Here is a 16,370-nt window from a genome sequence, read left to right on the forward strand (position 1 = left end):
TATATCCATTTAGATTTCAATACATTTAACTTCTAGAGTCTTAACTATGTGAATCCAATATCCATTAGAGTTTTTCGGAAACTCTTCACTTTGTTTTTTAATTCAGTAACAAGAATCCCTTTGCGCTTTAAAACCTCTATCTAATATTTTATATTTGAATATCTTAATACTTAACTATCGCTAGCCTGACTTGTGTATCTAACAAAACTTCCTTTGGATTTTTATCCTAATAATATTCAACTTGTATAACACTCAACAAATTTGTATTTTGCATTATGTTTTTTTGTAAGTAAGGTCCCCTTTTCTACCATTTATATATAGAAACAAGGGCTATCAAAAATAACATTTTGTCCTAAAGAAAGATGAAAATCGATTAATGACCATTCGATGTCATATGATATTTGACCGACTTCCTTTAGATCTACAGTAGGTCCCAATGATTCTATAATGGGGATTTTGCAATATCATGATCTATAACAATCGCACCTGTGTTTTTTGCTATCATTCTAGATAATGTTGGCTTACCTGAACCTGGGAAACCTGCCATTTGAAGAAAAAACATGAAATTCATTCCTTTCATACTACTATCATTTAATGAATCTCTCATTCATTCGACAAAAAAGAACAACTTCCTGCTTATTGAACGAATCTGCCATTTTGTTGAATAAAAATAGAGCCGATCACAGCTCCAAAATGTTATTGAACTCACGAATTGCGTTTGTTGTATTAGGTTATTGTATTAAATACCAAAAAGTTAAATATTAATTATCGTGGATTCTTTTTAATCCAGTCTTGAACTATTTCCATGTCCATCACTTCGGACTTCCTACCACCATATCTTATCGATTCATAAATTGTTACAATCTCATTCGAACAATTTATACGTTTAAACCACTCCTGAATAGTTTCGTTATTTTTTCTTCTTTGAATAGTAGTCAAATTTTGTTCACAGTTAATTAATTCAAGCCGTAGAGGATCACTTACCCTAGTTTTTTTGGGCAAGTTTTGTTCATGTATGAAAATCGTTTCAATTTCTGTTGTATTTGAACTTGGTTCTATTAAACCTTTTATAGCCAAATACGATAACTAAAAAGAAAATAACCCCTAGTATTATAATCTCCATTGAACCTATACTGGACTTTTCATTATTTCAGCCTTTTGTCCTACCTCCTAAAAAAATTTTAAAAGAATGACTCTTTGTATATTTGGAATAATACATTTGTATTTGTATAGTTAGTCAAAAAGGAGGGAACCAAATGGATAATAAAAAATTAGCCGATCATGAATCATTGGATTTACATGAAGTTATTAATTTCAAAACCCTTTGCTTAGCGAAATCAAAACTAATGCAAGGATTGGTATTTGATGATGATTTGAGAGCATTAATGCAAAAAGATGTTGAACAATCCATACAAGCGTTAGGAGAATTACAGGCAATTTATCAACGTGCGCCTTTTGAAGCTCCTGTTCCTCAAAACCGCCCAACACCAATAATAAATTAAAAGGAGGCAAATTCATTGAATAATGACTATTTAGACCCAATAAACTCGCTACATGTACCTGAGCTAGCAGATACCACATTTGCGATGGATTTTCTTCTTCGTGCTAAAGAAGGTGTTCGCAATATTGCGGTCGCATTAACAGAGTCAGCATCACCTGATGTTAGAACGCTCTTACGAAGCCATTTAATGCAAGGGATTGCTATGCATCAAGAAATTACAGATCTAATGATTAGTAAAAAATGGTTCCATCCATACGAACTAAGTGAACAATATCAATTAGACCAACTCTCTGCCAACAATACATTAATGATTGGCAAAATGCATCTATTTCCTGCTGATAACAATAGAAAAGGCTTGTTTGACCGAACACCTGATGAACATTAACACTGGAGGACTGTAACCAATGAAGGCAGTAACTTATCAAGGTATTAAAAATGTAGAAGTGAAAGAAGTTCCAGATCCGAAGATTGAAAAACCAGATGACATGATTATAAAAGTAACAAGTACAGCTATTTGTGGGTCTGATCTTCACCTAATTCATGGCATGATTCCTAACCTGCAGGAAAACTATATTATAGGCCATGAACCGATGGGAATCGTAGAAGAAGTAGGGCCAGGTGTGACTAACCTAAAAAAGGGAGATCGAGTAATTATCCCCTTTAACATAGCATGCGGTGAATGCCATTACTGTAAAACAAATTTGGAAAGCCAATGTGATAATTCTAATGATAATGGTGATATGGGTGCCTATTTCGGATATTCTGGTACGACGGGTGGCTATCCAGGTGGGCAAGCCGAATATTTAAGAGTTCCATTTGCCAACTTTACCCATTTCAAAATTCCAGAGACTTGTGAAGAACCAGATGAAAAGTTAGCAGTTATTGCCGATGCGATGACTACTGGTTTTTGGAGTGTTGACAATGCAGGCGTAAAGGGTGGAGATACAGTTATTGTTCTTGGCTGTGGTCCAGTTGGTCTTTTTGCTCAAAAATTTTGTTGGCTAAAAGGAGCAAAGCGTGTCATTGCCGTAGATTATATAGACTATCGTTTGCAACACGCAAAACGTACTAACAAAGTTGAAATTGTCAATTTCGAACACTTTGAAAATGTGGGAATGCATTTGAAAGAAATAACAAAGGGCGGCGCTGATGTTGTCATTGATGCAGTTGGAATGGACGGTAAAATGACTGATTTAGAGTTCCTGGCAAGCGGATTGAAACTTCATGGTGGATCATTCGGTGCGTTTATCACGGCTACACAAGCAGTTCGTAAAGGCGGGACAATTCAAGTTACTGGTGTTTACGGTGGGAAATATAATGGATTCCCATTTGGAGATATTATCAACCGAAACGTCAATATTCGATCCGGACAAGCACCTGTGATTCATTATATGCCATATATGTTTGAATTAGTGTCGACCGGGAAAATTGACCCAGGTGATGTCGTAAGTCATGTACTGCCACTAAGTGAAGCAAAGCGTGGCTATGAGATTTTTGACACAAAAATGGATAATTGTATAAAAGTCCTGTTGAAACCTTGAGGAAGGAGGTATAAAAAATGAACTACGCCTTACATGAAGTTCTTGAGGTCCATGAGATAGCTGCATTTAAGACCACTTGTTTAACTAAATCCAAAACGATGAAAGCGTTAGTCACAGATCAGCTATTAAAAGATATTATGCAGCAAGACATTGATCTAACTACTAGACAATTACAAGAATATGCTTCAATCCTTTCCAACGCTAAGCAGTAAATTAGGAGATGAATAAACATGAATCCAATTATTGAAACTTTAACTGGCATGGACGCAATAACGGATCAAGTGGTTGCAATGGATCTACTCATTTCAGCTAAAAGTGGTGTTAGAAATTATGCCATGGCAGCTACAGAGGCAGGAACACCGGAAATTAAAGAAATTCTCACTCGCCATTTAGAAGAAGCTCTTAATATGCATGAACAAATATCCACATATATGGCAGAAAAAGGATGGTACCATGCATGGGATACAAACGAACAGATCAGCTTGGATTTAAATAATATCAATACAGCATTGAACTTACCGACATTATAAAAAGTTTCCAGGAATAGTTTAACACTTACCAAATAAACTATTCCTATTTTTCATTTTGTGTTTATTTGGCAGAAGTAAATACAGTTAATACCTCATGTTTACTCGTGCTTGTTTTACAAAATTAATTCACTATTTTTATTATGAAAATGTCGGAGCAGGGAATTCATCAATTTTGATACGAAGTAAACTATAAGGTTTCTGTCGTAAGTCTTCTCCATAATGAAATCTAGGCTGTCGATGTAACTGGTTTACAATGAAATACAAATATTGATCCGGACCTATTGAAAAAGTGTCAGGCCACAAAATTCTCGGATCATGTGCGATAGTTTCCATTATTCCATTTGGAAATATCTTACGGATACAGTTGTTTTCATAATCTCCTGCATAAACAGTTCCCTTTGCATCTGTGATCATTCCATCAGATGCACCTTTTTCCCCCCAATACTTCACATGATAAGATACATCCATGTCCGGTATCGTTCTGTCTCTCAGGGCTTCTGTTGAAATCGAGAACAAGTGACGACTGGTTAGTGGAGCAAAAAATAATAATTTCCCATCTGGAGAAATGGCAAGACTATCAGACGCCAGTCTAAATGGAGAAGTTGAACCGTCTTTGTTTCGATTCATTAAAATTTGACCTTCTACTTTCGGTAAAAAATAAGGATCGGGCGATGTTGAATTTGCCCCATTTAATCGTCTAAACGCGTCTCCATTTGATAAATCTACGACGATAATTGCTCCTGGTCCTCTTGAAGATGAATCCGTTATATAGGCATAACCTGCTTTTCCGACACGAAAATCAAAACGAACATCATTCAGATAAGTTGTAGGCAGGACAACATCTTCTGTAAAGGTATATACTTTTCTTATTGTATTAGTTTCTAAATCAACAGCGACTAATTTTGCCCCCCCTTTAATAGGTTCAGAAAAATTGGGTGCCGCTGTATCTAATATCCAAAGCGTTCCCCTTCCATCAGCAACTACACTTTGGACACTGATGAAAGTCATTGTGATATTCTCGGGGTTAACCAAATTGGCTTGTAAATTAGGATAAGGCTGCAATCTACCCTCAACAATTTCCCCCACCGTAAATTTAACATCGTCTCCCCATTTTGGAAAGCAAATGAAAATACGACCGGTTTCTGAAACAGTAACACCTGTAGGCATAGCACCATAAAATGCATAAACTAGTTCTAAATTACCGAAATATTTTTCACTAGGTAACATAGGTTTCATAATATCCTCCTCAAGCATTCAAACGGGATATCTCCAATATATTATTTATATTTTTTCTAGTGCATGTTTCTTAATAAGCTTTTTTTCTCCACAGTCCCAAATGTTTACTTAAGGATAAGTTTTTTCTGGTAAAAAGAAAGAACGCTCTTCAATTGGTATTATTACACTCATATCACATTTTAAAAATCGACTATTCAGCCGATCGTGCTGTTCAAATAAAGCACTGCGTTAGTTAAATTAGATTACCCCCTTTACAAAATTCCTTTTGTCCAACCATACGTTGGAAGAACAGTGAAACGATCAATAAATGAAAACCGATCATAGTAATGAACTTATCTTCAAATTTCGTCGGGAGCATTACTATTACAGATATAGACCAAATATTAGACCAGATATAAATCCTAAGAAACTGCTATTCATTGGTAATAAATATCCTTTCTCTAACTAACACATCAATTGATATGATTCTTTTAAAAGAACTAAAAACTCTTGATTTAGCTCTTCTACATTATGGAATCTAAAATTATTGTGAAATCGATTTTTGGAAACTTGTTCAATTTTAGTAATCTTTTCGTGTTCAATTTGATGGTTTGTTACTAAATTAAAATCTAACCATTTCTTTTTTGGATGAACTCCCCCAAAGGAAGATTTATTCGAAAGATGAATAGAAGTCTTTTTAAACTCAATATCAAATGAACCTATTTCTTTCAATAAATCGAGGATCTTTGAATATATTTCATAAACATTAGATGCCTTATTTAAAAATAATTCCTCTTCTGACATATTGTCATCTCCTTATTTCTTCTTATAATAGACACAATAGAGGTATTGGACTAAAATTCAATACCTTTTTGAATTCCAATTATATTGCTATATTCCTATCAAAAACAAATCTAAAACGCTTGATAATTAAAATGTTTTTTTACTTTTTCTACTTCAAAACTGGACTACTTAGATATTAGTCGATTATCATGTACTTTTGTTCAACTAAAGCATGCGTAGTTGAATAAGTAATGAATGTTTAAATTCCAACTTTCTATAAAAACATCTCAAAAATAAAGTAAGAATACTTCGATTAATATTACTAATATGTACACTAAAATAACTAAGAATATTTCTTTTTTAGCTATTTCTTTGGCTAGTTTATATCTCTTTAAAAAATATACACCTAAAAAAGTTGTTATCAATCCAATGCTAGAAGATTGATGTCTAAAGTAATATGAAAAAAGCATGTTAGGATTATCCCACATACAATAAAGAACACACCTAAAATTTTCATAGTTTTAATGCTTTTCATCATTTGTTCCCTCTTATCCTTAAATCTTACAATGGGTCTATACAACAAAAGAATGCATTAGTTGAATAAGAAAATCAACAACCTTTTATAACTGAGTCTTTCTTTTAAATAGTTTTTAGATGAACTTGAACAAAGTTTTTAATCTCCTACTATTTACAACTAATATAAATAGAATTATCACAGGAATAAATTTTCCTAACCAATCCAAGTTTGGAAATAAAGTTTTTACACCCCAGTCCAATCCTTTTAAGCACAATTTATAGATAATACCGAAAATAACGAAATAAAATACATATTTAACTTTAGGCATAAAATACACCCATCGTACAGATAAGTGCAAGAGCTAAACCTAAAAGAAATAACAGTATTCTTTTAATTAAAGTAGGTGAAAATTCAAAACTAATATCAAATATTAGTTCAACAAGGTTAGAAGAACCACCAAAAGAAAAATCGTCAATATTGTTTTTCTTACCAAAAACAGAAAACCACATTACCAAAATCCCGATAATTACAAAAATTCCAAAAAGTACTTTTAACCCCATTTTGTATCCCCTAAAGTTGTTTTTACTTGATTTTAAATTATCTAGTAATGATTTAATAGTTCTATTTTTTTACCAATTCAAAAAGGGAAGTTTTCTTATCAACTAATCTGCTATTTATTTGAATAAGAAGCTCAACAATCTTGCCACAAACGTTCACAATCAAACTCGTTATTCTTAAACTTCAAAAGATAAATATCAGGATTGCTTAATTTTTTCCAATTCTCAAAACCAAATCCTTCGTTAAACTGTTTTAAAATTAATGACATCAAATTTCCATGGGTTACAACGATTGTAGATTTATTTTCACTTTTGATGATTTCATCTATTACGCTTATTGCACGATTAGTAGCTTCTTGGCTTGATTCGCCACCATCGAATTTCAATTCCATATCTTCAAATGTAGCTTCTAATTTATCAAGCCAGTCCGGTAAATCAATCGAGCTTAACATACGTTCAGATAGTCGATCATCAAGAACAATGTCAATTTTCTTTTCATTACTTGTCGGTTCAATTGATTGAATTGCACGTAAAAAAGGGCTTGAAATAATTTGGTCAATTTTAATCTTTGAGTAAAAATCAGCCAGATGATTAGCCTGATGTAATCCACGCTTAGTTAGATTCGCCTCATATGGCTGTCCTACAGCTTCACAGTGTCGAATGATATAAATCTCTTTTTCCATTTTTTTGCTCCTATTTTCTATTAATCTATTAAATTAACAAATTTTCTCTCTATTTTCTTATATTATCATTAACCATCCAATTTTTGATAATTGAATATTCTGTTTTCCGTCCATTTCTTTTAAACCTAAATGTATATTATTGATGACAATCTGAATTGAATGTATTATTTTAATGACAACAATCTTCCAGAGGATAATTATTATGGGAAATATCATTTTCATGGTAAATAGAGGAGTTTTTAAGAAATGAAAGAGTATTTTACAATTGGTGAAGTTTCAAAATTATTCCAAGTCAAAATTGCGACTCTAAGGTATTATGATCAGATTGGGCTCTTACGTCCAGAATTTATCGATGAAAAGACCAACTATAGATATTATTCAACACAGCAGTTTGAAAGATTAAATTCAATAAAATATTTGAGGGCTCTAGATTTACCAATAAACGAAATTATAGATTTTTTTAATTATCGGGAAATCGATGCTCTTGTTGACATGTTAAAAAAACAAAAAGATGAAGTTGCCAAAAAAAAGAAAGAATTGGAGATTATTGAAACAAAAATATCACGCCGCCTATTGCAAATTGAAGATGCTGTTAGTGCACCTTTAGATCAGATTTCGGAAATAACACTTCCCGAAATGCATGTAGCATATTTACGCCATGACTACGTTATAGGAGATGATATTGAATTACCTATTACTGAATTAAGGAACAGTTTTGGAATAAAGGAGGAAATTTTTTTAGGGAAAATTGGCATCTCGATCTCAGTTTCAAATTTGAATAATAATGTTTTTGATAAATATTCTAGTATTTTCATGATACTAGAAGATGGTGATCAGATACCTCCAACTTCCATTGTTATTCCATCAAGAGACTATCTGAAAGTTCGATTTAAAGGTACACATATTGATGCAGTTGATTATTATAAACTATTGTTGACCTATATGAAAATGCACAATTATGAACTGTTAGACGACTCCTTTGAAATTACACTTATTGATTATGGCCTCACCAACGATAAAGAAAAGTATGTCACAGAAATTTTATTACCTTACAAGTAAACATAATCATAAAAACTCACTTGACCCTCTAGTTACTAGAGGGTTTATTTTTTATTAATATACTATTAGTAAAAGGAGAAATGGAATTATGTTTGGCACGATTTTTAACACATTGATGATTATAGTCGGGAGTGTGATTGGAAGTATCTTTAAAAAAGGAATAAAAGAAGAATATCATGAAATCCTTATGCAGGCGATGGGATTAGTAGCTTTGGGCTTAGGGATCAACTCACTAGTACAACATTTACCTTCCAGCAAATATCCAGTGCTTTTTATTGTAAGTTTAGCCATAGGTGGATTAATTGGGCAAAAACTTAAGTTGGAAACAAGATTTAATAGTTTAGTTAATAAATATTCTAAAGGTAATTTGGCTGAAGGATTATCAACCGCTATTTTATTATTTTGTATTGGAACATTATCGATTTTAGGACCAGTAGAAGCAGCATTAAAGGGGGATTATACATACCTCCTTGCAAATGGTACGTTGGATGGCATTACTTCGATTGTTTTAGCATCCACATTTGGGATTGGAATTATATTTGCTGGAGTTGCTTTATTTACATGGCAAGGTTCCATCTATTTAATTGCAATACTAATGAAAAATTCCTTAAGCAATGATCTTCTAAATGAAGTGACGATTGTAGGAGGTATATTAATTATAGCGTCAGGCTTAAGTATATTGGGGATTAAGAAATGTAATACTTTAAATCTTCTACCATCATTATTCATTCCTCCTGTTGTATTTTTATTTATGCACTTATTCCATTTATAATGTTTGAGAAATTAGTTATGTAGATTAGGGAACCTCACGAAAAGGAGGTTCCCCTAATTACATATTAAAGTAATCCTATACCCCAAAAAATTGGAGTTTAATTAAACTCCAATTACTCTTTATATATTAATCTGTTTATAATACTCAAAAACTGTAGCTAAAATTTTATTTATCCAGCTTTTTAATGATCCAACCACAAATGATAATAAATGCACACAGCCCTATAATCTTAAGTAAAATATTTAGATCAACTGAGATAATTTTTGTAACGGATAATTATCTGTTTATTCGAACTCTTTACCAAACTGACAAATTCTCTTTAATCAAGTAAGCTTTTATTTTATTCTTTTTGCAAGTGGATGATTGTCACTGAATTGTATTAAGTCCCATAAATTTCCGTATAAGTCCTTAAATACTGCAACTGTTCCATAATCTTGTTCTTTCGGTTCTCTTACAAACTCAATTCCTTTTGAAATCATTTCATCGTAATCTCTCCAGAAATCATCCGTTCCTAAAAATAGAAAAACTCTCCCACCAGCTTGATTACCAATAAATGGCTCTTGTTCTTGTTTCGATGCCTTTGCAAGTAGAATAGTCGTTCCAGATGAACTAGGAGGACTTATAACTACCCATCTCTTATCCTGTTCAGGCTGATATGTATCTTCAATTAAATTAAAGTGAAGTTTCTTCGTATAAAACTCTATAGCTTCATCATAATCCTTTACGACTAAAGCTATATGAACGATTGACTGGATCATCTTCTTATCTCCTAACATGTTTTCTATTATAAGTACTATTAATTGAGCTATATTTCAATCTAATCATATTCCTTTTTCAATCAATCTGCTATTTTTAGCATAATAAAAAGACTGCCTAAACAGTCTTCGTATTACTCATTTAATTTTGAAGCAAAAATTGGAATGATAATGATTGTAATAAATATTAATGCCAAAACAATTAATGAATTTTTCCATCTAAAATCATTTTCCCCATCATTTTTATGTTGATTTAAGAATTGATCATATATTTTCGATGAAACAAATTTTCCTGGATCCAGTAATTCTCCTGTTTGTTCATCCAATAAATACGTATCATAATTCGCTGTTTTAAAGAAACGATCTCTAACTGTATCGTATTTTACAGCAATTGCGACTACATTTTCGTTTGCATTTTTTTCCTTATTCGTTAAACTAAATTCTTTTTGATCGACAATCTTCGTTGATTTCTTAACATAATAATGAACTTCCTTACGATTATTTTTATCTATTTGATCTAAATAGCGCGATGATGCATTTGAGGTTGATACGTTAGATAAAAACAACAAAAAGAAACAGACAATGCAAAATGCAATTCTTTTCATTTATATCCCCCACTTCTATTCAAATCTACTAAATTATATTCACTAGATTTTTAAATAGTCCTAGAGAGTATTTCTCGTTTTGTCTCTTTAAGCTGAAGTTGTTTAATTTTTTGATAAGAATCCCTTGTATTTATCCGTTTTTTTGAAGTTTTAATTATCCTGAGACTTAAGTTTCTATAAAATTTAAAAATCTACGATTCCACATTTTTTCATAGAAATCAATTGTCTCTTTTGCTGACATAAATGAATTATTTAATGTAGAGGTAGCACCGTTTACCATGAAGTTTTCGTAACCTAATCCATGTGCAAATTTAATTGTAGCATCCATACAGTATTCAGTTTGAGCACCGCAAAATTCTAATCTATTTACTGCTAATTGATCTAAAAGATTTTTTAAGTTCGTTTTAAAAAATGAATTTGCATGTATTTTGTTAATAAAATAATCTTGTTTTTGAACATCTAAATCAGCGTTAATAGCCCAAATTTCTTCTCCAGGTACTAATTCTTCATCACAATGTTGAACAAAAATAATTGGTTTACTTAATTCTCTATATAATGAGATTCTTTTATTTACTTTACTGATTAAATTTTGTAATTCAAATAAGTGCTCACCGCTGTAACATACACCATTTTGCAAATCGATAACAATCAAAACATCTGCTCCATTATCCATTGTTTTCACCTCATATAGATTTGTATTATATTTATAATTTCATCTAATTCGCTATAAATTTCATTTTAAATACTTTTAATAACTTTCGCAGGATTACCTGCCACTACTGTATTAGTTGGAACATCTTTCGTAACGATAGAACCCGCAGCTACAATTGAGTTATCTCCAATCGTAATGCCAGGTAAAATAGTACAACTACCACCAATCCACACATCGTCTCCAATATGGATTGGAATCGCATATCCGCTCTTATTTCGATCCTTTGGTTCAATCGAATGACCAGCTGTATAGATCCCTACATTCGGACCAATCATACAGTTATTTCCTATTTTCACTTCTGCCATATCTAAGATTGTACAATTATATCCTGCATAGAAATGATCCCCTACATGTATGTTATAACCTAAATCACAATGAAAATTATGCTCAATACTTGGATTTACACCTACTGACCCAAACAGCTCTTTCAATATTTCTTCTTTTCTTTCGAACGATTCCACATTTATATTATTAAACTCTTGAACAAGTTTATGGGCACGTATATTTTTCATTTTTAATTCTTCTGTGCCACGTTGATAATAAGTTTTCTCTTTTGCTTCCATTTTAAGACTCCTAACTTATATGTAGTTTATATTATAAATCACTTCGATCTAAATTTTGCTAAACCTTCTTTCTTAACCATACTCTTTTGGTAAAATCTTATTTTGCTTTTAATTTCAAGATATCAGCCATCCTTAAATAATCTATTTTTATATCCAATCAAAATAAATCACGAACAATTTATGTACTTAAGTCAATATCATCCCAATCTACAGAGGGATTAATAACCCATTCTAAAACTTTCCTTCTCTCTATGACTAAACCCTCATTAAATGAATTTAATATTTTTCCTTTTAGTCGTGAATCAACTACGAACCAATGTGTTCTATAATATAAATCTGCCATATTATAAATTTCTGTTTCAGGTTTTAGCTTTAACGATTTCTCTAAATAAGTAAAATTTTGATTCTTTTTGATATCTGGAACCATATTTATTAAGTTATCACCAACAGATTCTAAGAACTTAAATTCATTGTTGATCCCTAAAACCCATACAAGCATCCAAAGACTTTCAACATACCAATTTAAATGAAGTTTCTCAACTTTAGTCAAGTATTCTTCATTTTTGTTTAAAATACTTTTTTCCCAATCTGATACGTATTCATAGAGACCTTGTTCTTTAATCCAATCTCCAATATCTTTCGTTGGAGCCTCGAATGCAATATAAATCATCCCTGACATGATTGTTGCTCTGTATATCATTTCACTACTATTTCTTATTCCGAAATATTCAAGGAGCGGTAAATCTTTGTAAATTTCACCTCCGAATTTTTTAATTTTAGCTTCCGAAATCTCTTTAATTTTTTTAAAGTCTAGACAAATTTGATCTGACATTTTACCTCCAATAAGTTTCCAACAGTAATCTTTTAATTAAATTATACATCCTCAAAAAAGTATCGTTAATTCTTTATTCTGCTAAAAGACAAAAAATTATCTATTCTAACAAAACAAACCTCTAATGCTATTACAATGCACTAGAGGTTTGTTAAATTAAGTATTAAACAGTAATTAATTCTTTTTCTTTGCTTCCGATTTTCGTAACGATATCACGCGCGATCCATACGCCACATGCGCTTGCTTGAGCTAAACCGCGAGTAACTCCTGCTCCATCTCCACCTAGATATAATCCAGAGATTTCGCTTTCAAAGTGTTCATTTAGCTTTGGTCGAGCTGAATAGAATTTTGCTTCAACGCCATAGAAAAGTGTATGCTCCGCAGCGATACCTGGAGTCACATCGTTTAAAGCTTCTACCATTTCAATTAAACTTTTCATTGTATTGTATGGTAAAACCAATCCTAAGTCACCTGGTACTGCTTCTTTTAAAGTTGGTTCTAAAAAGCCTTCTTTAATACGTTTTTCAGTTGAACGACGACCTCTTAAAATATCTCCGTATTTTTGCACGATTACTCCACCGTGTGAAAGCATGTTTGCAAGGCGTGAAACCTCATGTGCATATTCATTTGGTTTGTCAAAAGGTTCTGCGAATTGATGCGATACTAATAAGGCAAAGTTTGTATTTGGACTTCCTAATTTAGGATCTTTATAAGCATGTCCATTAGCAGTCATAATTCCTGAATGATTTTCAACTACTACGTGCCCAGATGGATTACTACAGAATGTTCTGACTTTTGTACCCACGCTAGTATTAAATACGAATTTCCCTTCGTATAAGTGCTTATTAATTTCTTCCATTACTACGTTTGAAGTCTCAACACGAACACCAATATCAACTTGATTCGTTGACATTTTTAAACGACGTTTTTTCATAACATCAGTTAACCATTTTGAGCCATCACGACCAGGTACAATTACAACTTTCTCAGCATGTAATTCTTCACCTTTTTTTAATTTAATTCCTTTTATAATATGAGTACCTTCAACCTTTTCAGTTATTAAGTCCTCTACTTCAGTTTTATACTTCATATCTATTTTCGTTTTTAAATACTCATAAATACTTTTTAGTATTTCTAAATTTTGTTCCGTTCCTAAATGACGAACTTGTGCACGTAATAATTTAAGTCCAGCTGCGTATCCACGACGTTCAATATCTCTAACTTCTTCTGTTAAAGGATCAGTAATTGATTCAGTTGCACCATGTTCTAAATTAATTTCATCAACGTATTTGATTAATTCAACTACTTGTGAATCTGATAAGTAATCTGTCATCCATCCACCAAATTCGCTTGTAATATTAAATTTTCCATCTGAATATGCTCCAGCACCACCAAAACCATTTGTAATTGAGCAAGCTGGTAAGCAACCTGAAAAATCTTTTTTACCTGCAGCAGGCGGACATTTTTCAATTTTCTTTTGTAAAATTGGGCAATGTCTTGCGAATATATCATGTCCTTTATCAACAAGTAGTACTTTAGCATTAGGCATTTTTAAAGTTAATTCATAACAAGTAAAGATTCCAGCAGGTCCTGCTCCAACAACGATAACATCATACATCTATATATACCTCCAAATAAGGTTTAAATTATTTCATTTGATCAACCTAAACTAGAATACCATCAATATGATTGCGTTTCAAGTAAAAACACGAACATTTTTTGTGCTTTTTTAAAAAAATATTCGTTTATAACCAAAGTGAAACCTTTACATTAGAAATAAACATCTGTCAATTAGCTTTTTTATTCAATATCAGACAATTCAAACTTAGATATTAATTAAATTGACATTCATCCTAATTTAACGAAAAGTTAATTATTGAAACACCAAAATCCCCTTTTAGATAGAAACACAATCACACCAACTTGAATAGTTATATAAATAACAGTTTTTCTATATTGGAGTTGGAAAAGATGCTAGAAGAAAATTTGAAGGAAAAGGAAGGTCAAGATCAAAATAAGAAAATTAATATAGAACATGACAGTTTATCAGCAAGTCTTGAAAGACAAATTGTTGCCGCATCGTGGGTTAAAGCAGTTGCACAATTATACGAAACGATTACATTATCAAAATTATATTCCATCGACAAAGATCCAATCTTTCAAGGGAAAAGAGATATCATATCGGGAATGTGGATTGGTACTGCCGGTCAATTATCCGTAGCTTTTTTCGTTTCTAAGCAATTGTTCACTTCAGAAAAAATAGATTTACTTGAGTTACAAAGAAGAATTGTTCTTTCTGATTCAGTTCAAATAGTTGGGAACGCATTGGCACTTATTGGTGCAGCTGAGGTAATTCAAGAGGAAATTGGTGATGGGGAAATATTCCTTTCTTAGTCTTCTACACTAAATAAAAAAGTAAGCAAAATCAAAAAATATAAAATAAATTAATCCCACAAGGAAATATGCTTCCATTGTGGGATTTATGCTTTTCTCGAATTGAACGGACATTCTACCGTTTGCATCTAATTATTGTTCGTTTTTCAATTCTATTCGGCCAAACCCAATTTTATTTATTCAATTTCCCTATTCCTTTCACTATACTCTTGCACCTGCTTTTAATGCTTTTTGGAAGCTTGCAATCAAGTCTTCTATATCTTCTAAACCAACGGATACCCTTATTAATGTATCTTTAACCCCTAATCGCTCACGAACATCGAGCGGTATTGCAGCATGGGACATCTTTACAGGATATGAAACAATCGTCTCAACTCCACCAAGTGAAACTGCAACTGCAACGTTTTCGACTGATTGAAGGAAACTTGTCGTTTGTTCAATCGTTTTTAGTGTAAATGAAAGGACTGCTCCTCCTCCAGTAGCCTGCTCAAAATGAACATCGTGACCAGGATGATCTTTTAGTCCTGGGTAATAAACATCCTCAACTTCTTCTTGTTCTAAAAGCCAGTTTGCTAATTTTGATGCAGTTTGTTCATATGCATCCATACGAACTTTTAGGGTCTTTAATCCTCTTAATGTTAGCCAACAGTCTTGTGGACCTAAAATAGCTCCGAATGAATTTTGGATTGTGTATAAATCACTTGCAAGTTCTTCTGAATTTACGACCGCTAATCCTCCAATTACATCGCTATGACCTGCAATAAACTTTGTTGCACTATGAACGACAATATCAGCTCCTAAGTCTAATGGTCTTTGTAAATATGGTGATAAAAAACTATTATCTACAATGACAAGGATGTCATTTTCTTTTGCTATTTTAATAGCACTACTTAAATCAGTAATTTTCAAAAGAGGATTAGACGGTGTTTCTAAATAAAGTCCTTTTGTATTTGGCTTTATTCCGGCTTTAATCTCTTCTAAATTAGATGCGTCGACGAAAGTAAAATCGATTCCGAAACGATTTAAAACTTTTGTTGCTATTCTAAATGTTCCCCCATAAACATCTTCACAAATGACAATATGATCTCCTGCTGAAAACAAAGATAATACAGATGAGATTGCGGCCATTCCTGATGAAAACGCAAAGCCACGTACACCATTTTCTAATTTTGCAATTGTATTTTCTAACGCTTCTCTTGTTGGATTTCCACTTCTCGCATAGTCGTACTTCCCAAAATTCTCAATATCAAATTGATGAAACGTTGATGTCTGATAAATTGGTATACTTAATGCACCTGTTGCCTGATCAATTTCATTTCCGTTATGAATTAGTTTCGTTCCAAATTGCATG

General features: G+C 32.2%; 19 protein-coding genes and 1 pseudogene. 8 read left to right on the forward strand and 12 right to left on the reverse strand.

Features of this window, described 5'->3' with window-relative positions:
• Positions 1 to 245: 245 nt before the first annotated feature.
• Positions 246 to 562 (reverse strand): annotated as a pseudogene (locus AN960_RS23990) (P-loop nucleotide/nucleoside kinase family protein); the annotation flags it as partial.
• 694 nt (positions 563 to 1,256) lie between these two features.
• Here AN960_RS23990 and AN960_RS09940 point away from each other — a divergent pair.
• From AN960_RS09940 to AN960_RS09960, 5 genes are read left to right on the forward strand one after another with little or no spacing between them, the layout of a single operon-like run.
• On the forward strand, positions 1,257 to 1,502 hold the full coding sequence (locus AN960_RS09940; RefSeq protein ID WP_056470405.1) for a hypothetical protein: 246 nt from the start codon (positions 1,257 to 1,259) through the stop codon (positions 1,500 to 1,502).
• Between the two features lie 15 nt (positions 1,503 to 1,517).
• Entirely contained in the window at positions 1,518 to 1,886 is a 369-nt protein-coding gene (locus AN960_RS09945; RefSeq protein WP_056470407.1) for a spore coat protein, read from the forward strand.
• A gap of 19 nt (positions 1,887 to 1,905) precedes the next feature.
• Positions 1,906 to 3,042 (forward strand): zinc-dependent alcohol dehydrogenase, encoded by a 1,137-nt coding sequence (locus AN960_RS09950; RefSeq protein WP_056470411.1) that lies wholly within the window; start codon positions 1,906 to 1,908, stop codon positions 3,040 to 3,042.
• A gap of 17 nt (positions 3,043 to 3,059) precedes the next feature.
• Positions 3,060 to 3,254 (forward strand): hypothetical protein, encoded by a 195-nt coding sequence (locus tag AN960_RS09955; protein ID WP_056470414.1) that lies wholly within the window; start codon positions 3,060 to 3,062, stop codon positions 3,252 to 3,254.
• A gap of 18 nt (positions 3,255 to 3,272) precedes the next feature.
• Positions 3,273 to 3,572 (forward strand): spore coat protein, encoded by a 300-nt coding sequence (locus tag AN960_RS09960; protein WP_056470416.1) that lies wholly within the window; start codon positions 3,273 to 3,275, stop codon positions 3,570 to 3,572.
• Positions 3,573 to 3,710: 138 nt separating this feature from the next.
• Here AN960_RS09960 and AN960_RS09965 read toward each other — a convergent pair whose 3' ends face one another.
• The 4 genes from AN960_RS09965 to AN960_RS09990 all read right to left on the reverse strand — a co-directional run bounded on the left by AN960_RS09965 (position 3,711) and on the right by AN960_RS09990 (position 7,327).
• Positions 3,711 to 4,808: an L-dopachrome tautomerase-related protein gene (locus AN960_RS09965; protein ID WP_056470420.1), complete on the reverse strand. Its 1,098-nt coding sequence runs from the start codon at positions 4,806 to 4,808 to the stop codon at positions 3,711 to 3,713.
• Between the two features lie 444 nt (positions 4,809 to 5,252).
• Positions 5,253 to 5,591, reverse strand: coding sequence for a DUF5655 domain-containing protein (locus tag AN960_RS09970; RefSeq protein WP_056470423.1), 339 nt, complete (start codon positions 5,589 to 5,591; stop codon positions 5,253 to 5,255).
• A gap of 816 nt (positions 5,592 to 6,407) precedes the next feature.
• Positions 6,408 to 6,647 (reverse strand): hypothetical protein, encoded by a 240-nt coding sequence (locus AN960_RS09985; protein WP_056470432.1) that lies wholly within the window; start codon positions 6,645 to 6,647, stop codon positions 6,408 to 6,410.
• A gap of 131 nt (positions 6,648 to 6,778) precedes the next feature.
• Positions 6,779 to 7,327 (reverse strand): histidine phosphatase family protein, encoded by a 549-nt coding sequence (locus AN960_RS09990; protein ID WP_056470435.1) that lies wholly within the window; start codon positions 7,325 to 7,327, stop codon positions 6,779 to 6,781.
• A gap of 246 nt (positions 7,328 to 7,573) precedes the next feature.
• On the opposite strand from AN960_RS09990, the gene AN960_RS09995 reads away from it, so the two are divergent.
• Positions 7,574 to 8,386, forward strand: a complete 813-nt coding sequence (locus tag AN960_RS09995; RefSeq protein ID WP_056470438.1) for a MerR family transcriptional regulator — start codon at positions 7,574 to 7,576, stop codon at positions 8,384 to 8,386.
• Between the two features lie 88 nt (positions 8,387 to 8,474).
• A complete protein-coding gene (locus AN960_RS10000; protein WP_056470441.1) occupies positions 8,475 to 9,158 on the forward strand; it encodes a DUF554 domain-containing protein in 684 nt (227 codons plus the stop codon).
• Positions 9,159 to 9,493: 335 nt separating this feature from the next.
• Here the strand turns inward: AN960_RS10000 and AN960_RS10005 are convergent, their stop codons facing one another.
• The 6 genes from AN960_RS10005 to AN960_RS10030 all read right to left on the reverse strand — a co-directional run bounded on the left by AN960_RS10005 (position 9,494) and on the right by AN960_RS10030 (position 14,243).
• A complete protein-coding gene (locus tag AN960_RS10005) occupies positions 9,494 to 9,916 on the reverse strand; it encodes a VOC family protein (RefSeq protein ID WP_056470444.1) in 423 nt (140 codons plus the stop codon).
• 131 nt (positions 9,917 to 10,047) lie between these two features.
• On the reverse strand, positions 10,048 to 10,518 hold the full coding sequence (locus AN960_RS10010; RefSeq protein ID WP_056470447.1) for a hypothetical protein: 471 nt from the start codon (positions 10,516 to 10,518) through the stop codon (positions 10,048 to 10,050).
• Between the two features lie 166 nt (positions 10,519 to 10,684).
• Positions 10,685 to 11,191, reverse strand: a complete 507-nt coding sequence (locus AN960_RS10015; protein WP_056470450.1) for a cysteine hydrolase family protein — start codon at positions 11,189 to 11,191, stop codon at positions 10,685 to 10,687.
• Between the two features lie 65 nt (positions 11,192 to 11,256).
• On the reverse strand, positions 11,257 to 11,793 hold the full coding sequence (locus tag AN960_RS10020; RefSeq protein WP_056470453.1) for a sugar O-acetyltransferase: 537 nt from the start codon (positions 11,791 to 11,793) through the stop codon (positions 11,257 to 11,259).
• 178 nt (positions 11,794 to 11,971) lie between these two features.
• On the reverse strand, positions 11,972 to 12,625 hold the full coding sequence (locus AN960_RS10025; protein ID WP_056470457.1) for a DUF4272 domain-containing protein: 654 nt from the start codon (positions 12,623 to 12,625) through the stop codon (positions 11,972 to 11,974).
• A gap of 163 nt (positions 12,626 to 12,788) precedes the next feature.
• Positions 12,789 to 14,243 (reverse strand): NAD(P)/FAD-dependent oxidoreductase, encoded by a 1,455-nt coding sequence (locus AN960_RS10030; protein ID WP_056470460.1) that lies wholly within the window; start codon positions 14,241 to 14,243, stop codon positions 12,789 to 12,791.
• Between the two features lie 353 nt (positions 14,244 to 14,596).
• Here AN960_RS10030 and AN960_RS10035 point away from each other — a divergent pair, with 353 nt between their 5' ends.
• Positions 14,597 to 15,019 (forward strand): hypothetical protein, encoded by a 423-nt coding sequence (locus AN960_RS10035; protein WP_056470463.1) that lies wholly within the window; start codon positions 14,597 to 14,599, stop codon positions 15,017 to 15,019.
• 201 nt (positions 15,020 to 15,220) lie between these two features.
• Here the strand turns inward: AN960_RS10035 and AN960_RS10040 are convergent, their stop codons facing one another.
• On the reverse strand, positions 15,221 to 16,369 hold the full coding sequence (locus AN960_RS10040) for a trans-sulfuration enzyme family protein (protein WP_056470465.1): 1,149 nt from the start codon (positions 16,367 to 16,369) through the stop codon (positions 15,221 to 15,223).
• Position 16,370: the final 1 nt, after the last annotated feature.

The organism is Bacillus sp. FJAT-25509, from assembly GCF_001420605.1.
GTDB lineage: Bacteria > Bacillota > Bacilli > Bacillales > Bacillaceae_G > Gottfriedia.